Below are 17,924 nucleotides of genomic sequence, written 5' to 3'. Positions count from 1 at the left end.
TGCTCACAGCTGGCCGACATCGGTGACACGGATGACCGCGCGGCCCTCCGCGTCGGAGGCGGTGAGGTCGACCTCGGCGCTGATGCCCCAGTCGTGGTCGCCGTTCGGGTCGTCGAAGATCTGCCGGACCCGCCACAGCCCGTTCTGCGGCTCCTGCTCGATCAGCAGCAGCTTCGGGCCGCGGGCGTCGGGGCCGGTGCCCAGCTCCTCGTACTCGTCCCAGTACTTGTCCATCGCCTCGCCCCAGGCACCCGCGTCCCAGCCCGAGTCGGCGTCCAGCTCACCCAGCTCCGCCACCTGGTCGAGGGCGGCGAGCTCGACCCGGCGGAACATGGCGTTGCGCACCAGGACGCGGAAGGCACGCGCGTTGGCGGTGACCGGCTTGACCTGGTCGGCCTTCTCCTGCGCCTCCTCCGCGGTCATCTCCTCCGGGTTGGCCAGCTGCTCCCACTCGTCCAGCAGACTGGAGTCGACCTGACGCACCATCTCGCCCAGCCAGGCGATCAGATCCTCCAGGTCCTCCGACTTCAGGTCGTCCGGCACGGTGTGATCCAGTGCCTTGTAGGCGCTCGCCAGGTAGCGCAGCACGATGCCCTCGGTGCGCGCCAGCTCGTAGTGCGACACCAACTCCGTGAAGGACATCGCCCGTTCGTACATGTCCCGGATCACGGACTTCGGCGACAGCGGATGGTCACCCACCCAGGGGTGGCTCTTGCGGTAGGTGTTGTAGGCGTGGAAGAGCAGTTCCTCCAGCGGCTTCGGGTAGGTGACGTCCTGGAGGCGTTCCATGCGCTCCTCGTACTCCACCCCGTCCGCCTTCATCGCGGCGACCGCCTCACCACGCGCCTTGTTCTGCTGGGCGGCGAGGATCTGGCGCGGATCGTCCAGCGTCGACTCCACCACGGACACCATGTCCAGCGCGTACGACGGCGACTCCGGGTCCAGCAGTTCGAACGCGGCCAGCGCGAACGTGGACAGCGGCTGGTTGAGCGCGAAGTCCTGCTGGAGGTCGACCGTCAGGCGGACGATGCGGCCCTCGGCGTCCGGCCGGTCGAGCTTCTCGACGATGCCGCCGTCGAGCAGCGAGCGGTAGATGGCGATCGCCCGCCGGATGTGCCGCAGCTGCTGCTTGCGCGGCTCGTGGTTGTCCTCCAGCAGCCTGCGCATCGCCTCGAAGGCGTTGCCCGGCCGGGCGATCACCGACAGCAGCATCGTGTGCGTGACCCGGAAACGGGAGGTCAGCGGCTCCGGCTCCGATCCGATGAGCTTGTCGAAGGTCTGCTCGCTCCAGGCGACGAAGCCCTCGGGGGCCTTCTTGCGCACGACCTTGCGGCGCTTCTTCGGATCGTCGCCCGCCTTCGCCAGCGCCTTCTCGTTCTCGACGACGTGCTCGGGGGCCTGCGCGACCACGAAACCCTCGGTGTCGAAACCCGCGCGTCCCGCACGGCCCGCGATCTGGTGGAACTCACGGGCCCGCAGGGTCCGTACGCGAGTGCCGTCGTACTTGGTCAGCGCCGTGAACAGCACCGTGCGAATGGGGACGTTGACCCCCACACCGAGGGTGTCCGTCCCGCAGATGACCTTCAGCAGACCCGCCTGCGCCAGCTTCTCCACCAGCCGCCGGTACTTGGGCAGCATGCCGGCGTGATGCACGCCGATGCCGTGCCGCACGTAACGCGACAGATTGCGGCCGAACTTGGTGGTGAAGCGGAAGTTGCCGATGAGCTCGGCGATCCGTTCCTTCTCCTCGCGCGAGCACATGTTGATGCTCATCAGCGCCTGCGCCCGCTCCACCGCCTGCGCCTGCGTGAAGTGCACGATGTAGACCGGTGCCTGCCGGGCCGCGAGCAGGTCGGTGAGGGTCTCGGTGAGCGGCGTGTACCGGTACTCGTAGGACAGCGGAACGGGCCGGGTCGCCGAGCGGACCACGGCGGTGGGACGGCCGGTGCGGCGGGTGAGGTCCTTGTCGAAGAAGGAGACGTCACCCAGCGTCGCCGACATCAGCACGAACTGCGCCTGCGGCAGTTCCAGGATCGGAATCTGCCAGGCCCAGCCGCGGTCCGGTTCCGCGTAGAAGTGGAACTCGTCCATCACGACCTGGCCCACGTCGGCGTCCTTGCCGTCGCGCAGCGCGATCGACGCCAGCACCTCGGCGGTGCAGCAGATGACCGGGGCGTCCGCGTTGACGGACGCGTCACCGGTGAGCATGCCGACGTTCTCCGTGCCGAAGATCTTGCAGAGTTCGAAGAACTTCTCCGACACCAGCGCCTTGATGGGTGCCGTGTAGAAGGTGACCTCGTCGCGCGCCAGGGCGGCGAAGTGGGCACCGGCCGCGATCATGCTCTTGCCCGAACCGGTGGGCGTGGACACGATCACGTTCGCACCGGAGACCACCTCGATCAGCGCCTCCTCCTGGTGGGGGTAGAGCGTGAGACCGCGTTCCCCGGCCCACGACTCGAAGGCTTCGTACAGGGCGTCGGGGTCGGCGGTCGGCGGCAGCTGATCGATGAGGGTCACGTCCCCATCTTGCCTGCCCGCCCGCCCGATGGGGGAATCGGCTGCGGGCCCGAAGATCGCGAACGCTACGCTGTGTCGCCGGCGGGGCCTCCACGCGACCGCTCAACTGGACAGCGGCGAACGAGGGATGGGGCGGGCAACGGCGATGATGGGACCAGCACACTCACTGTCGGGCGCCGCGGCCTGGCTCGGGGTCGGTGCGGCGGCGGCCGCGGCCGGGAAGCCGATGCCCTGGCCGGTGCTCCTGGCCGGCGCGCTGATCTGCGCCGGCGCCGCCCTCGCCCCCGACCTGGACCACAAGGCGGCCACCATCTCGCGGGCCTTCGGACCCGTGTCCCGCTGGCTGTGCGAGATCGTCGACAAGCTGTCCTACGCCGTCTACAAGGCCACCAAGAAGCAGGGCGACCCGCGCCGCTCCGGCGGCCACCGCACGCTCACGCACACCTGGCTGTGGGCCGTTCTCATCGGCGGCGGCACCTCGGCCCTGGCGATCACCGGCGGCCGCTGGGCGGTGCTGGCCATCCTCTTCGTGCACATGGTGCTGGCCATCGAGGGACTGCTGTGGCGGGCGACCCGCGGCTCCAGCAGCGACGTCCTGGTGTGGCTGCTGGCGGCGACCAGCGCCTGGATCATCGCCGACATCCTGGACCAGCCGGGCATGGGCTCGGACTGGATGTTCACCGCGCCCGGCCAGGAGTACCTGTGGCTGGGGCTGCCCATCGTGCTGGGCGCGCTGGTGCACGACATCGGGGACGCGCTGACCGTCTCGGGATGCCCGATCCTGTGGCCCATACCGGTGGGCCGCAAGCGCTGGTACCCGATCGGCCCGCCCAAGGCACTGCGCTTCCGCGCGGGCAGCTGGGTCGAGCTGAAGGTGCTGATGCCCGCGTTCATGCTGCTGGGCGGAGTGGGCTGCGCGGCGGCCCTCAACGTGATCTGACGCCCCGGCCCGTCCGGGGCTCAGCCGGTGCCCTCACCGCCGTACCGCCGCTCGAAGCGCGCCACGCGGCCCTCCGTGTCCACGGTGCGGGCCTTGCCCGTGTAGAACGGGTGGCTCTCCGAGGAGATCTCCACGTCCACCACCGGATACGTCTCGCCGTCGTCCCACTCGATGGTCTGGTCGCTGGTCGCGGTGGACCGGGTGAGGAAGGCGTAGCCCGCGGCACGGTCACGGAAGACGACCGGCCGGTAGTCGGGGTGCTTGTCCTGCTGCATGGATGCTCCTCGGGCGACTCGGGCCCGCGCTGCGGCGGGGGAGGGGCGGGGTCAGCCGGGCAGGGTGTCCTCGTCGACGACGTGCATGGCGGCCTCCTCCGCGGAGGCGGCGGCACCGTCGATGCCGACGTCCGTGGCGACCAGGGCCTCCTCCTCGTCCTCGTGCGCCCCTTCGTCGGGGGAGACGAGCCGGCCGGAACGCGCTGCGCCGACCTCGTTGTCCAGGAGTTCCCCGTCGGTGCCCGACGAATCCCCGAGCCCGTCGCCGTTCATGGCGGAGGGGTCCGGCACCTCCTCGGCGAGCCGCTGGTCGAGTGTCTCGCCCTCGTGGCCCTCGGCCGCCGTCACGCCGTGGTGCTCGACGGCCCACGGCCGCTCGGGAGGGGACCAGCCCCGGTCGAGGGGGTCGGCGACGCCGTCGTTGTCCAGCGTGTCCTCGGCGTCGAGCAGTCCGGCGTCGTCCTGGATGTCGGACGAGTCGGGCTGGTAGACATCGTCTCCCCAACCGTCGGCGCTGTTCACGGGTACCTCCAGGGGTGGGGGCGGGCCCGTTCCCGCCGCTGCCCGCGCCGGGCCGTGTGCTCGGGGCACTGGCGCCACCCGTTCCCGGTCGACCGGGAACCGGGCGTTCCCCGAGCCGGTGCCTGACTCCACCCTTCCACCGCAGCTCCCCACCGCGCAACGGCACGGCCGGCCCGGCCGCCGCCCTGCTCCGGCCCCGCACACCGGCCGGGAGGCCACACCCAGGACTGCGGGCTCCGTACGACGGAGCTCCCCGGGCGCGGGCATCGCGGTCGTCCGGGCCGGACGGCATACCGGAGCGCCCCCGGCCCGTGCCCCGCCCCTCGCGGGTCCCCGCGCGGACGTGGGTGCCCGCCCCGGTTCACCGTCGGCACTCTCGCCCCCAGGGGCATGCCGTGGGCGGGCGACGGCATCACGGATGACGCCCGCCGCCCGCCACGCGCGGGCGGCGAGCGGTGCCTCACCCGTGCCAGGACCGCCACAGGGCCGCGTACGCGCCACCGGCCGCGACGAGTTCGTCGTGGCTGCCCAGCTCGCTGATCCGGCCGTTCTCGACGACGGCGATGACGTCCGCGTCATGGGCCGTGTGCAGGCGGTGGGCGATCGCGACCACCGTCCGGCCGTCCAGGACCCGGGCCAGGGAACGCTCCAGGTGGCGCGCCGCGCGGGGGTCGAGCAGCGAGGTCGCCTCGTCCAGGACCAGCGTGTGCGGGTCGGCCAGCACCAGGCGCGCCAGTGCGATCTGCTGCGCCTGGGCCGGCGTGAGCGCGAGCCCGCCCGAGCCGACCTCGGTGTCCAGGCCGTCGTCGAGTGCGCGCGCCCAGCCGTCCGCGTCGACCGCGCCGAGCGCCGCCCACAGTTCCGCGTCCTCGGCGCCCGTCCGGGCGAGCCGCAGATTGTCGCGCAGGGAGCCCACGAACACGTGGTGTTCCTGGTTGACGAGGGCGACGTGCGCCCGCACCCGCTCCGCGGTCATCCGCGACAGCTCCGCGTCGCCCAGGGTGACCCGCCCGTCCCGGGGCGCGTAGATCCCGGCGAGCAGCCGGCCCAGCGTGGACTTGCCCGCGCCCGAGGGGCCGACCAGCGCCAGCCTGGTCCCGGGGGCGACCTCCAGGGACACCTTCCGCAGGACGTCCACGCCCTCCCGGTAGCCGAAGTGCACCCGGTCCGCGTGCACCCGGCGACCGTCGGGAGCCAGGGCGGCGTCGCCGGCGTCCGGCTCGATGTCCCGGACCCCGACCAGCCGGGCCAGCGACACGTGCGCCACCTGGAGCTCGTCGTACCAGCGCAGGATGAGCCCGACCGGGTCCACGAGCATCTGCGCGATCAGCGCCCCCGTGGTCAGCTGACCGACACCGATCCAGCCCTGCAGGACGAACACCCCGCCGATCATCAGCACCGAGCCGAGGACGGTCACGTGGGTGATGTTGATGACGGGGATGAGGACCGACCGCAGCCAGAGCGTGTAACGCTCCCACGCGGTCCACTCCCCGACCCGCCGGTCGGTCAGCGCCACCCGACGCGGGCCGAGCCGGTGCGCCTCCACGGTCCGCCCCGCGTCGACGGTCTCGGCGAGCGCGGCGGCCACGGCGGCGTACCCGGCCGCCTCCGAACGGTAGGCGGCGGGCGCCCGCCGGAAGTACCAGCGGCAGCCCACCACCAGCAGCGGCACGGCGACCAGCACGGCCGGTGCCAGTTCCGGCGCCGTGACGACCAGCCCGCCCAGCAGCAGCACCGCCCACACGACGCCGATGGCCAGCTGCGGCACGGCTTCCCGCATGGCGTTGCCGAGCCGGTCGATGTCGGTCGTGATCCGCGACAGCAGGTCACCCGTGCCGGCCCGTTCCAGCACACCCGGCGGCAGCCCGACCGACCGCACCAGGAAGTCCTCGCGCAGATCGGCCAGCATCCGCTCACCGAGCATCGCCCCGCGCAGCCGGACCTGCCGGACGAACACCGCCTGCACGGCCAGCGCGAGCACGAAGAACCCGGCCGTGAGCCCCAGGTGCAGCTCCCGCTCCCGCTCGGAGACCCGCTCCACCAGCCCGCCCAGCAGGTACGGGCCCACCATGGAGGCGACCACGGCGGCCGTGTTCACGGCGATCAGCAGCAGGAAGGCCCGCCGGTGCCGGCGCAGCAGCTCCGTGACGTAGGCCCGCACGGTCGCGGGCGCGCCCACGGGCAGGGTGGCGGCCGCGGTCGGGGCCGCCGGGTCGTAGGCCGGTGGCGCCACGCCGATCATGCTGTCTCCTCGATCTCTTCGAGCTCTTCCAGCCGGTGCGCGACCCGGTGCCCGCTCAGTGCCGGTGTCCCGCTCCGGGACACCTCGTCCTCGGTCTCGCGGGTCACCACGGCCCGGTACCGGGGCTCGGCCCGCACCAGTTCGCGGTGGCCGCCGACCGCCGCGACGGTGCCGCCGTGCAGGAACACCACCCGGTCGGCGCGGTCCAGCAGCAGCGGGGAGGAGGTGAACACCACGGTGGTGCGGCCCTCCCGCAGCCCGCGCACGCCCTCGGCGATCCGGGCCTCGGTGTGCGAGTCGACGGCCGAGGTCGGTTCGTCCAGGACGAGCACTTCCGGGTCCGTGACCAGCGACCGGGCCAGTGCGAGGCGCTGGCGCTGGCCACCCGACAGGGACCGCCCGCGCTCCGTGATCCGGGCGTCCATGGGATCGTCGGCGCCGAGCGAGCCCTGCGCCAGCGCCGCCAGCACGTCCCCGCACTGCGCGGCGTCCAGTGCCGCACGCGGGCCGACCGCCCCGGACGCGGGCACGTCGAGCAGATCGCGCAGGGTGCCGGACAGCAGCACCGGGTCCTTGTCCTGCACCAGGACGGTGCCGCGGGCGGCGTCCAGGGGCAGCTCGTCGAGGGGGACCCCGCCGAGCAGCACGGGGACGCCGCGCTCGGAGGCGTGCCCGCCCAGGCGTTCGGCGAGCCGGCCCGCCGCGTCGGGATCCCCGCAGACCACGGCGGTCAGCCGGCCCGCGGTGGCGAGCAGCCCGGTCGCCGGGTCGTACAGGTCACCCGCCGGGGCGGCCCCGCCGGCCCGCGACCCCGCGGTGTCGGTGGCACGCTCCAGCGACAGCACGCGGGCGGCCCGCCGGGCCGAGGGGCGTGAGAAGGAGTACGCCATCGCGATCTCCTCGAAGTGCCGGATCGGATAGGTGAGCAGCATGACCGAGCTGTAGACGGTGACCAGTTCGCCGACGCCGATCCGGCCGTCGCGGGCCAGATGGACGCCGTACCAGACCACCGTGATGAGCAGCAGGCCCGGCAGCAACACCTGGATCGCGGCGATCAGCGACCACATCCGCGCGCTGCGCACGGCGGCGTGCCGCACCTCCTGGGAGGCCCTGCGGTAGCGGTCGAGGAACAGGTCCTCGCCGCCGATGCCGCGCAGCACGCGCAGTCCGGCGACGGTGTCGGACGCGAGCTCGGTGGCCCGGCCGGCCTTCTCGCGCTGGACGTCCGCCCGCCGGGTGGCGCGGGGGAGCAGCGGCAGCACCGCGACCGCCAGCACGGGCAGCCCGACGGCGACGACGGCACCGAGCGCCGGCTGGTAGACCACCAGGCCGGCGCAAACCAGCACGATCGTGACCGCCGCCGCGGTGAACCGGGACAGGGCCTCGACGAACCAGCCGATCTTCTCGACGTCGCCCGTGGAGACGGCGACGACCTCACCTGCGGCGACCCGGCGGGTCAGCGCGGAGCCCAGTGTCGCCGCCTTGCGGCCGAGCAGTTGCTGCACGCGGGCGGCGGCGGTGATCCAGTTGGTGACGGCGGAGCGGTGCAGGAAGGTGTCACCGACCGCGTTGCCCACGCAGGCCAGCGCCATCAGACCGCCGGCCAGCGCGAGCCGCCCGCCGGAGCGGTCGACCGCGGCCTGTACGGCGACACCGACGGCGAACGGCAGCGAGGCGACGGAGAGGAAGTGCAGCAGACCCCACGCCAGCGACTTCAGCTGTCCGGACAGCTGGTTGCGGAAGAGCCACCACAGGAATCGGGGACCCGAGCGGGCGTCGGGCGCCCCCGGGTCGGAAAACGGAAGGTCTTGAATGCGCATGACGTCCCAGTGGCTCGGATCAGGGGGCGGCGGGTGGGGGGAGCGGAGGAAGGACGGCGCCGGTGAAGGGGTTCACGGGCCGGTCCGCTCGCCGTCCGTGGACGGTGAGCAGCAAACCGTGACAGGTTGACGCCGCCCCGCACGGCAAGGCAAACGGTTTTCCACGCCCACCGCACAGAACCGGCAGCTCCGGCGGTCCACGCGTCACCTCACGGGCATCACGCGGACGCCCCACGGCACGGCGGGGCGGTCCTCCCGTCGACCAGGGTGTCCAGCAACTCGCCCAGCGCCTCGCGCTGTTCCCCGCCCAGCGGGGCCAGGATCTCCTCCGCCGCCGCCCTGCGCGCCGCGCGCAGTTCCCGCAGCGTCGCGCGCCCGTCGTCGGTGAGCTCGATCCGGATCACCCGCCGATTGGCCGGATCCGGCACCCGCCGGACCTTGCCGCTCGCCTCGAGGCCGTCCACCAGCGTGGTGACGGCCCGCGGAACCACCTCCAGCCGCTCGGCGAGATCCGCCATGCGCGGCGGCGATCCGTAGTGCGCCAGCGTGCGCAGCAGCCGGGACTGCGCCGGTGTGACACCCAGTTCGCGTCGCTCCAGATGGCGCTTCTGGATGCGGTGCACCCGGCGGGTGAGCCGGAGCAGCTGCTCGGCCAGCAGGCCGTCGGGGTCGGGGGCGGTCATGTCGGGAACATTATCAGGATGACGTTCATTGTGAATATAGGTAACAATGAGCTAGGTTCCGCTCGGCCCGGGGCACCTCCTCCGGGCGTCCGTCCCGAAGGAGACCATGCACCCCGATCACCGACCGGAGTGGACCCCGCCCGTCGGCGCCGAGAAGCAGCCCCGGCAGGTGCGGCGCGTCCTGAGACTCTTCCGTCCCTACCGGGGCCGCCTCGCGGTCGTCGGCCTGCTCGTCGGCGCCGCCTCGCTGGTCTCGGTCGCCACACCGTTCCTGCTGAAGGCGATCCTCGACGTCGCCCTCCCCGAGGGCCGCACCGGGCTGCTCAGCCTGCTCGCGCTCGGCATGATCCTCGGCGCGGTCCTCACCAGCGTCTTCGGCGTGCTCCAGACCCTGATCTCCACCACCGTCGGACAGCGCGTCATGCACGACCTGCGCACCGCCGTCTACGGGCGGCTCCAGCGGATGTCGCTCGCCTTCTTCACCCGCACCCGCACCGGTGAGGTCCAGTCCCGCATCGCCAACGACATCGGCGGCATGCAGGCCACCGTGACGTCCACGGCGACCTCCCTGGTCTCCAACCTGACCAGCGTGGTCGCCACCGTCGTCGCGATGCTCGTGCTGGACTGGCGGCTGACCGTCGTGTCGCTGGTGCTGCTGCCGGTCTTCGTCTGGATCAGCCGCCGCGTCGGCAACGAACGCAAGAGGATCACCACCCAGCGCCAGAAGCAGATGGCCGCGATGGCCGCCACGGTCACCGAGTCCCTCTCCGTCAGCGGCATCCTGCTCGGCCGCACCATGGGCCGCTCCGACTCCCTGACCGGCACCTTCTCGGAGGAGTCCGAGCGGCTGGTGGACCTGGAGGTGCGGTCCAACATGGCCGGCCGCTGGCGCATGGCCGTCATCACGATCGTCATGGCGGCGATGCCGGCGGTCATCTACTGGACGGCCGGGATCGCCCTGCAGACGGGCGGCCCGGAGGTCTCCATCGGGACCATCGTCGCCTTCGTCTCGCTCCAGCAGGGCCTGTTCCGGCCGGCCGTGAGCCTGCTGTCCACCGGTGTGCAGATCCAGACTTCGCTCGCGCTGTTCCAGCGGATCTTCGAGTACCTGGACCTCCCTGTCGACATCACCGAGCGCGAGGACCCGGTGCACCTCGACCGGATCAAGGGCGAGGTCCGCTTCGAGGACGTCACCTTCCGCTACGACGGCAAGGGCGGCCCCGTCCTCGACGGCATCGACATCACCGTCCCCGCGGGCGGCAGCCTCGCCGTCGTCGGACCGACCGGCGCGGGCAAGTCCACGCTCGGCCACCTGGTGCCGCGGCTGTACGACGTCACGGGAGGCAGGGTCACCCTCGACGGGGTCGACGTCCGCGACCTCGACTTCGACACGCTGGCCCGCGCGGTCGGCGTGGTCTCCCAGGAGACCTACCTCTTCCACGCCTCGGTCGCGGAGAACCTGCGCTTCGCCAAGCCGGACGCCACCGACGACGAACTCCACGAGGCGGCCCGGGCCGCCCAGATCCACGACCACATCGCCTCCCTGCCGGACGGGTACGACACGGTGGTCGGCGAGCGGGGACACCGGTTCTCCGGCGGCGAGAAGCAGCGTCTGGCGATCGCCCGCACCATCCTGCGCGACCCGCCGGTCCTCGTCCTCGACGAGGCCACCAGCGCCCTGGACACCCGGACCGAGGCCGCCGTCCAGCGGGCCGTCGACGCGCTGTCGGCCGACCGGACCACGATCACCATCGCCCACCGCCTGTCCACCGTGCGCGGCGCCGACCAGATCGTGGTGCTCGACTCCGGCCGCGTGGCCGAACGCGGCACGCACGGGGAGCTGCTGGAGAGCGAGGGGCGCTACGCGGCCCTCGTCCGCCGGGACGCCCGACTGGAGCCGACAAGATGAAGATATGCCGGGTTTGCGGCGCTATGCGGGTTACCGTGCCCGCATGCAGACCAACACTCCGTCACGGAACTCGATCCGACTGACGCGCCGGGGCCGGTTCGCCCTCGCGACGCTCGGGGCCGTCGTGGCCGGCACCGCCGTGGCGGTGCCGCTGCTGATCATGGACGGCGACGAGGAGAAGCGTCCGGCGACGCTGATCGTCCCGGAGGGCTGGCGGGCGAGCCAGGTGTACACCGCCATCGACAAGACCCTCGACCTGCCCGCGGGCACCACGAAGAAGTCCCTCGCCAAGGCGGACCTGAAACTCCCCAACGAGGCCGAGGGCAACCCGGAGGGCTACCTCTTCCCGGCCACCTACCCGCTGCGGGAGGAGCCCACCCCGCAGAAACTGCTGGCGCGGATGGTCGAGGCGGCCGACAAGAAGTTCAACGGAGCCCCGATCGCGGCCGGCGCACAGCGCAACGCGATGAACGTCTACCAGGCCGTCACCGTCGCGAGCATCGTCCAGGCCGAAGCCGCCACCAGGGCCGACATGGGCAAGGTGGCCCGGGTGATCTTCAACCGGCTGGAGCGCGGGATGCCGCTCCAGATGGACTCGACCGTCAACTACGCCCTGAACCGCACGGCACCGCGCGCGACGAAGGCCGACACCGAGGTGGACAGCCCCTACAACTCCTACCGGCGCATGGGCCTGCCGCCGACCCCGATCGACAACCCCGGCGAGGAAGCGGTCCGCGCCGCGATCAGCCCCACCCCGGGCGACTGGCTCTACTTCGTCACCGTCAAGCCCGGCGACACCCGCTTCACCGCCGATCTCGCGGAACACGAGCGCAACGTGGCCGAGTCCGAGGCCCAGCGCAAGAAGGCGGAGGAAGCGGCGGAGAAGTGAGCCGCCCGCGCCGTCAGGCCACGGCCGGCTCCTCCCGCGCGAGCAGCCGCCCGATGTCCCGCACGGCCGCGCGTCCCGCCCGGTTGGCGCCGACGGTGCTCGCCGAGGGGCCGTAGCCGACCAGGTGGACGCGGGGGTCGGCGACCGCCCGCGTGCCCTCGACCCGGATGCCGCCGCCGGGCTCCCGCAGCCGCAACGGGGTGAGGTGGTCGACGGCGGGCCGGAAGCCGGTGGCCCACAGGATGACGTCGGCCGCCACCTTCCGCCCGTCCTCCCACTCCACGCCGTCCGGTGTGATCCGGTCGAACATCGGCTGCCGGTCGAGCACGCCGTCCGCGAGACCCCGCCGGATCGCGTCGTTGAGCGGAAGTCCCGTCACGGAGACGACACTGCGCGGCGGCAGTCCCTGCCGCACCCGCTCCTCCACGAGCGCCACGGCCGCACGCCCGGCCTCCTCGTCGAAGGGGCCCTCACGGAAGACGGGGGGCCGCCGGGTCACCCACGTCGTGGCCGCCGCGTACGGGGCGATCTCCAGCAGGTGCTGGGTGCCCGAGGCGCCGCCGCCGACCACGACCACCCGCTGCCCGGCGAACGCCTCGGGGCCCGGATACTGCGCGGTGTGCAACTGCCGTCCCCGGAACGTCTCCTGGCCCCGGTAGCGCGGCCAGAACGGCCGGTCCCAGGTGCCGGTGGCGCTGATCAGCGCCCGCGTCGCCCAGGTGCCGTCCGAGGACTCCACCAGCAGCCGGCCCCCGGGCCCCTCCCGCACCGCCCGCACGTCCACCGGCCGCCGCACCCGCAGGGAGAAGGTCCGCTCGTAGCGGGCGAAGTACTCGCCGATCACCTCGGAGGAGGCCCGCGCCGGATCGGCGCCGGTGAGTTCCATGCCGGGCAGCGCGTGCATCCCGTGCACCTTGCCGTACGTCAGCGAGGGCCAGCGGAACTGCCAGGCGCCGCCGGGCGCGGGGGAGTGGTCCAGCACCACGAAGTCGCGGTCCGGCTCCAGTCCGGCCCGCCGCAGGTGGTAGGCGCTCGACAGCCCGGCCTGCCCCGCCCCGACGACGACCACCTCGACCTCGCGCACCTTGTTCACGCTTCTACCAACGCCTCGCGGGACGTGGATCTTCCCGTCGCTTCCCGTCGCTCCCGCGCGCCGCCCGCCCCGTCCGCCAGGATGGGGGCATGTCCGATGCCTTCACCACCCGAGTCCTGAACGTCACCACCGGTTCCGGCGAGCGGATCGTCGACCTCACCGGCGACTGCGAGTCCTTCCTGCGGGAGGCGGCGGCCGGCCGCGACGGTCTGCTGAACATCTTCGTGCCGCACGCCACGGCCGGGATCGCCGTCATCGAGACCGGCGCCGGCAGCGACGACGACCTGCTGGCCGCCCTGCACACGCTGCTGCCCGCCGACGACCGCTGGCAGCACCGCCACGGCACCCCCGGCCACGGCCGCGACCACGTCCTGCCCGCCCTCGTCCCGCCCCACGCGACCCTCCCGGTGGTCGACGGACGACTGGAACTGGGCACCTGGCAGTCGGTGTGCCTGGTCGACACCAACAAGGACAACCCCGACCGCCGGGTGCGGCTCAGCTTCCTGGGCTGAGCGGTGCCGGCCTCGGCGCGGCCGCCGGACCCCCCGCACCGTGCGCGCGGCGGAACGGTGGCCGCGGCCCGATCCGTCGCCGGAGCGTCTCCCGCCCCCCACTCCAGGTGACAACCGCCGTAAAGGCGCGGCGAGTTGTCTTTGCCGGGGTGGCGGTGGATCGTGGGTGCTCCGTTCAGGGACGAAGGGGTGCGGGCCATGGCCGCGGAGTGGCGGAGCGACGTCCTGGCGACTTCGCAGGTGCGGATACGCGCGGTCGACGGAGAGGTGGCCGGTGCCGGCTTCCTGGTCGCCGCGGACCTGGTGTGCACGTGCGCACACGTCGTGGAAGAGGCCTTCGGCCTTCCGGATCCCGTGGACGAGGCGCCGGACGGGTCGGTGCGCCTCGACTTCCCGCTCCTGTCGGCCCGTCCCTCCGCGCGGGCGAGCGTGGTCTCCTGGCGTCACGGGGGAGCCGATGTCGCCCTGCTGCGGCTCGACCGGCCCGTCGAGGGGGCGCGGCCGGCGGGCCTCGTCGACGGCACGGCGGTCTGGGAGCATCCGTTCCGGGTGTTCGGGCACCCGGACGGGGCGGATCACGGAGTCTGGGTGCGGGGCACCCTGCGCGCCGGCCAGGGCACGGGCCTCCTGCAGATGGAGGCGCACCTGCCCGGGCCCCGCGTCACCGAGGGGTTCAGCGGGTCCCCGGTGTGGGACGACGCCCAGGGCGGGGTCGTCGGCATGACCGTCGCCGCTCACCGGGGGGAGAGCACCGCCTATCTGCTGCCGTCGGCCGATCTGGTCGACGAGCACACCATGCCGGCGCGTTGCCCGTTCCAGGGACTGGAGTCCTTCACCGAGGATCGGTCGGAGTTCTTCCACGGCCGCGACGCCGACACCGACCGGGTGATGAAGGCCCTTCACCGGAGGTCGGTGGTGCTGGTGGTGGGGCCCTCCGGATGCGGGAAGTCCTCCCTCCTGCGGGCCGGCGTGCTGCCCCGGTTACGGGACGAAGGTGTCAGTGCCTCCGAGGTGCGTCCCGTCCCGGGCGCCCGGGCGACCTCGATCCTCGCCCGGGCCCTGACCGATGTCCTGGAACCGGGACTCGGCGAGATCGAACGCCTCACCAGGGCCGAGGCCCTGGCCCGGCTCCTCGCCGACGGTGACGACGTCCTCGCGGAGCTGCGCGTCAGGTTGACGGCCCGCGTCCCGAGCGCCGGGCACGTGCTCTTCGTGGACCAGCTCGAGGAGTACGCACGCGCCGTCCCGGCCGAGGCGCGCGAACTGTTCCGCATACTGTCCGGCCTCGCCGGCCGACCCGGTGAGGCCGCCCTGTGGGTCGTCGCCACGGCGCGTCCCGATTCCCTGGACGTCCTGGTGACGGCCGGCACGTCCGACGTCGTCAGTGATGCCGTGCAGTTCCTCGCGCCGCTGAGCGACGACGACCTGAAGCGCGCGGTGACCGCTCCGGTCGACGCGGTGCCGGGGCTGTGGTTCGAGCCGGGGCTGCCCGAGAGGATCGTCGCGGACGCGGGCCATGAGCCCGGACGGATGCCGCTGGTCCAGTTCGCCCTGACCGAGTTGTGGCAGCAGCGCAGCAACGCGATGCTCACCCATGCCGCCTACGACGCGTTCGGAGGAGTGGCGGGGGCCCTGGTCGGCCACGCGGACGGCGTGCACGCCCGGTTGACACGGGAACAGCAGGAACTGGCTCCCCGGTTGTTCGCGCAGCTGGCGCGGCCGGGTGACGGCGACACCTTCGTCCGCAGACCGGCCCGCACCACCGACCTCGCGCCGGAACTCCTCGCGCTCGTCCGCGAGCTCACCCGGTCGGGGAAACTCCTCGTCCTCTCGTACGCCCCGGGCGAATCCGGGCAGGAGGAGATCGTCGACCTGGCACACGAGGCACTGACCGACCTCTGGCCGCTCCTCCGGGCCTGGCTCGTGGAGTCCCGGGACTTCCGTGCCTGGCAGGAGCAGCTGCGCGCCGACGTGGGCCGCTGGCAGGCGCAGCGGAACGATCCCGCGCGTCTGCTGAGCGGCGCGGACCTGGCCGAGGCGGACCTCAGACTCGAGGGGCACCGCCAGGACGTCTCCGCCGAGGAACGCGCCTACATCCAGCTGAGCCGCCGTCACTCCCGGCGGAAGGTGCGCGTGCGCAGGGCCGCCGTGGGAGTGCTCGCCATGCTCACGGCGCTCTCCGTCGTCCTGGCGGTCTCCACCTGGCGCGGCCTGCAGCGTGCCGAACAGCAGCTCCGCGTGCAGGCCGCGGGGCTCCTCGCCCAGGCCTCCGAGGCGCGCCGGCCGGACGATCCCGCCACGGCCCTGCAACTCGCGCTGGCCGCCTACGGCGCCCGTCCGACCGCCACGACCCGCCAGGCCCTGCTGAGCCAGTACGTCCGCGGACAGCACCTGCTGGCCAGTCACCCGTCGGTCTGGACCGGGCGGGCCGTGGACATGACGTCCACCCCGGACGGTCGTGTGCAGGTGGTCACGTCCACGCAGCGCAGCGAACAGCCCAGGTACACCGTGGTCACCGGTGCCCTGAGCGGCACGCCACGAGCCCGTGAGCTGCTCGGAGTCCCGGAGGGACCGGTACAGGTGCGGGCTCTGAGCCCTGACGGCCGCTTCTTCGCCGCCACGGGTTCCCACGACACCGTGCACCTGTGGCGACTGGACGGTTCCTCCCTGCGACCCGAGCTGTTGTCCACCGTCCACGCGTCGACGGGCATGCAGACAGTGAACGGCACCCTGGACTTCAGCAGCGACAGCGAACGGCTCCTGCTGACCGTGAAGCCCTCGTCCGGCTGCTCCCCGCTCCCGAAGTGCCCGCCGGCGTTCGCCGAGGCGTGGGAGACCGAATCCGGTGCTCGCATCCACCTGCCGGACGGGCTCCTCCCCGAGAGGGGAGCGCAGGAGGCGGCGTTCACGTCCGACCGTCATACCATCGCGACCATCAGCTACACCTCCGGCGTGGAGGACAAGCGGATCGAGATCAGGGACCTCCGCACGGCCCGGCTGCGGTACAGCGAGACCATCGACAACAACCTGTCCTCGGATGCCAGGCTGGCGGCAGGCGGTGAACTCCTCGTCCGCCAGGACGGTGACACCTCGTACTCGCAGCCCTTGGGGACCACCCCGGGCCCCCGCACCGAACTGCCCGACGTCTCCGGGCTCATGGACCACACCCGGCGTTTCCACGTGCCGTCGGACGACTCCTCGAACGGCACCGACGCAGGCCTCTACGACGAGAGGATCCTGACCGACCTCAGGACCGGGCGAGCTCATACCGCCCGCATTCCGAGCGCCCGTGACAAGGACCTCGCCGGCGCCGGCCTCGCGGTGGTACCCCGTCCCGACGGCGAGGCGGTCGTCCTGGCGCCGCTCGGTACCGCGCTCCTGATCGTGCGCGCCGAGCGGTACGGCCGCGGACGGATCAGCGCCGCGCAGAACGATCCGGTCACCAGCATCTCCCCGGACCAACGGTTCATCGCCATCGCGGACCAGCGCAGACTGCAGGTCGTCGACGTGTCCGGCGCCCGGCGGCAGTCCGTGTCGCTTCCGTTCCTCGCCGACGCGTCGTCCTGGGTGCCCTCCTGGACCGCGGATTCACAGCGGATCGTGGTGTGGAGCAGGCAGGGCAACCTTCTCGCCGCGTATCCGGTACGGAACCTGAAGGACGAGGTGCCACTCGACGGCGTGCTGCCCGGAACGAAGGCAGCGGCCGAGGAACAAGGCCACCAAGGCAGCGAGGTGGAGGATCTCACCGCCCTGGGCGGCAGCGAGATGGGCCTGCTGACGGTCGGCGGTCACCTCGCCCGGGTGGACGTCGCCGACGGAAGCCTCCTGACGCGGCCGGTCCCCGCCTACTCGGATCCGGAACGAGCCGGCGACGGTACCCTCGACGACATCTTCACCCGCGGCCGCATCGTTGCCCGGCCGCACCATCCCGGTCAGGTCGCGCTGGTGACCCGGCCCGGTGCCGGCTTCGGCGACGTCCTCCTGTGGGACCTTCGCGCCCCCCGGCACATCAGAACCCTGTCAGGGCTCGCGATCCGGGCGCCGTTCTTCACGACCGACGCCCCGTCCGCCGGCCCGCTCGCCTTCGACGAGCGCGGTTCCCGTCTCGCCGTCCAGAAATACGGCGGAGAGGTGCACGTATGGGATGTCGACGAGGGCGAGGAACTGCCCGGCAGCGCGTCCGGCTCCGCGGACGGACACCTGATCGGTGTCGCCGACGGGAACCGGGTGCTCACCTCCCGCGGCGGTCAGGTGACGATCCACGACCTGGCCGACGCCGGCAACTCCACCACGATGCACCTGCCCGACACAGCGGCGGCCTTCGTGCGGGGGAACCGGCTGACGGTGTACCTCGGAGGGGTGCAGCAGTCCTTCACCCTGCGCCGCCGGACCTTCGACCTGCGTCCCGAGGCCCAGTTCCGGGCCCTGTGCGAGGTCGCGGGCCGCGACTACACACCCGCCGAGCGCAAGCTGCTGCCGGACGGGACCCCGGACCAGCCGCCCTGCGCCTGACCTCCGGGCT

The 17,924-nt window shown here is 72.6% G+C and carries 12 protein-coding genes; 5 read left to right on the top strand and 7 right to left on the bottom strand.

Translation table 11 applies throughout. The features are described from left to right. Positions 1-3: 3 nt before the first annotated feature. Positions 4-2,517 carry a DEAD/DEAH box helicase gene (locus IE172_RS10065; RefSeq protein ID WP_190096787.1) on the bottom strand — a complete coding sequence of 838 codons (2,514 nt, stop codon included), beginning with the start codon at positions 2,515-2,517 and terminating at the stop codon, positions 4-6. A 145-nt stretch (positions 2,518-2,662) separates the two neighbouring features. Between IE172_RS10065 and IE172_RS10060 the strand changes: the two genes are divergently transcribed. After that, a complete protein-coding gene (locus IE172_RS10060) occupies positions 2,663-3,457 on the top strand; it encodes a metal-dependent hydrolase (protein ID WP_190096786.1) in 795 nt (264 codons plus the stop codon). Between the two features lie 20 nt (positions 3,458-3,477). On the opposite strand, the gene IE172_RS10055 is transcribed toward IE172_RS10060, so the two are convergent. From IE172_RS10055 to IE172_RS10035, 5 genes are all read right to left on the bottom strand, one after another. Continuing rightward, positions 3,478-3,732, bottom strand: coding sequence for a type B 50S ribosomal protein L31 (locus IE172_RS10055; protein ID WP_190096785.1), 255 nt, complete (start codon positions 3,730-3,732; stop codon positions 3,478-3,480). 51 nt (positions 3,733-3,783) lie between these two features. Further along, on the bottom strand, positions 3,784-4,254 hold the full coding sequence (locus tag IE172_RS10050; RefSeq protein ID WP_190096784.1) for a DUF5709 domain-containing protein: 471 nt from the start codon (positions 4,252-4,254) through the stop codon (positions 3,784-3,786). Between the two features lie 460 nt (positions 4,255-4,714). Then, entirely contained in the window at positions 4,715-6,496 is a 1,782-nt protein-coding gene (locus IE172_RS10045; protein ID WP_190096783.1) for an ABC transporter ATP-binding protein, read from the bottom strand. Next, positions 6,493-8,316, bottom strand: a complete 1,824-nt coding sequence (locus tag IE172_RS10040; RefSeq protein ID WP_190096782.1) for an ABC transporter ATP-binding protein — start codon at positions 8,314-8,316, stop codon at positions 6,493-6,495. Before IE172_RS10040 ends, IE172_RS10045 begins: the two co-directional genes overlap by 4 nt. Before the next feature lie 218 nt (positions 8,317-8,534). Continuing rightward, complete coding sequence (locus IE172_RS10035) at positions 8,535-8,999, bottom strand: MarR family winged helix-turn-helix transcriptional regulator (RefSeq protein ID WP_190096781.1); 465 nt, start codon at positions 8,997-8,999, stop codon at positions 8,535-8,537. Positions 9,000-9,105: 106 nt separating this feature from the next. Between IE172_RS10035 and IE172_RS10030 the strand changes: the two genes are divergently transcribed. Continuing rightward, positions 9,106-10,908, top strand: coding sequence for an ABC transporter ATP-binding protein (locus tag IE172_RS10030; RefSeq protein ID WP_190096780.1), 1,803 nt, complete (start codon positions 9,106-9,108; stop codon positions 10,906-10,908). 43 nt (positions 10,909-10,951) lie between these two features. Continuing rightward, a complete protein-coding gene (mltG, locus tag IE172_RS10025) occupies positions 10,952-11,797 on the top strand; it encodes an endolytic transglycosylase MltG (protein ID WP_190096779.1) in 846 nt (281 codons plus the stop codon). A 13-nt stretch (positions 11,798-11,810) separates the two neighbouring features. Here the strand turns inward: mltG and IE172_RS10020 are convergent, their stop codons facing one another. Continuing rightward, a complete protein-coding gene (locus IE172_RS10020) occupies positions 11,811-12,890 on the bottom strand; it encodes an NAD(P)-binding domain-containing protein (protein ID WP_190096778.1) in 1,080 nt (359 codons plus the stop codon). Between the two features lie 89 nt (positions 12,891-12,979). On the opposite strand from IE172_RS10020, the gene IE172_RS10015 reads away from it, so the two are divergent. Together IE172_RS10015 and IE172_RS10010 are read left to right on the top strand one after the other, a co-directional pair. Beyond that, a complete protein-coding gene (locus IE172_RS10015) occupies positions 12,980-13,402 on the top strand; it encodes a secondary thiamine-phosphate synthase enzyme YjbQ (protein ID WP_190096777.1) in 423 nt (140 codons plus the stop codon). Between the two features lie 162 nt (positions 13,403-13,564). Beyond that, complete coding sequence (locus IE172_RS10010) at positions 13,565-17,914, top strand: nSTAND1 domain-containing NTPase (RefSeq protein ID WP_190096776.1); 4,350 nt, start codon at positions 13,565-13,567, stop codon at positions 17,912-17,914. The last annotated feature ends 10 nt before the right edge of the window (positions 17,915-17,924 follow it).

This window comes from Streptomyces griseoflavus, from assembly GCF_014649995.1.
Lineage (GTDB): Bacteria > Actinomycetota > Actinomycetes > Streptomycetales > Streptomycetaceae > Streptomyces > Streptomyces griseoflavus.
This window is presented reverse-complemented; position numbering and strand designations above follow the sequence as displayed.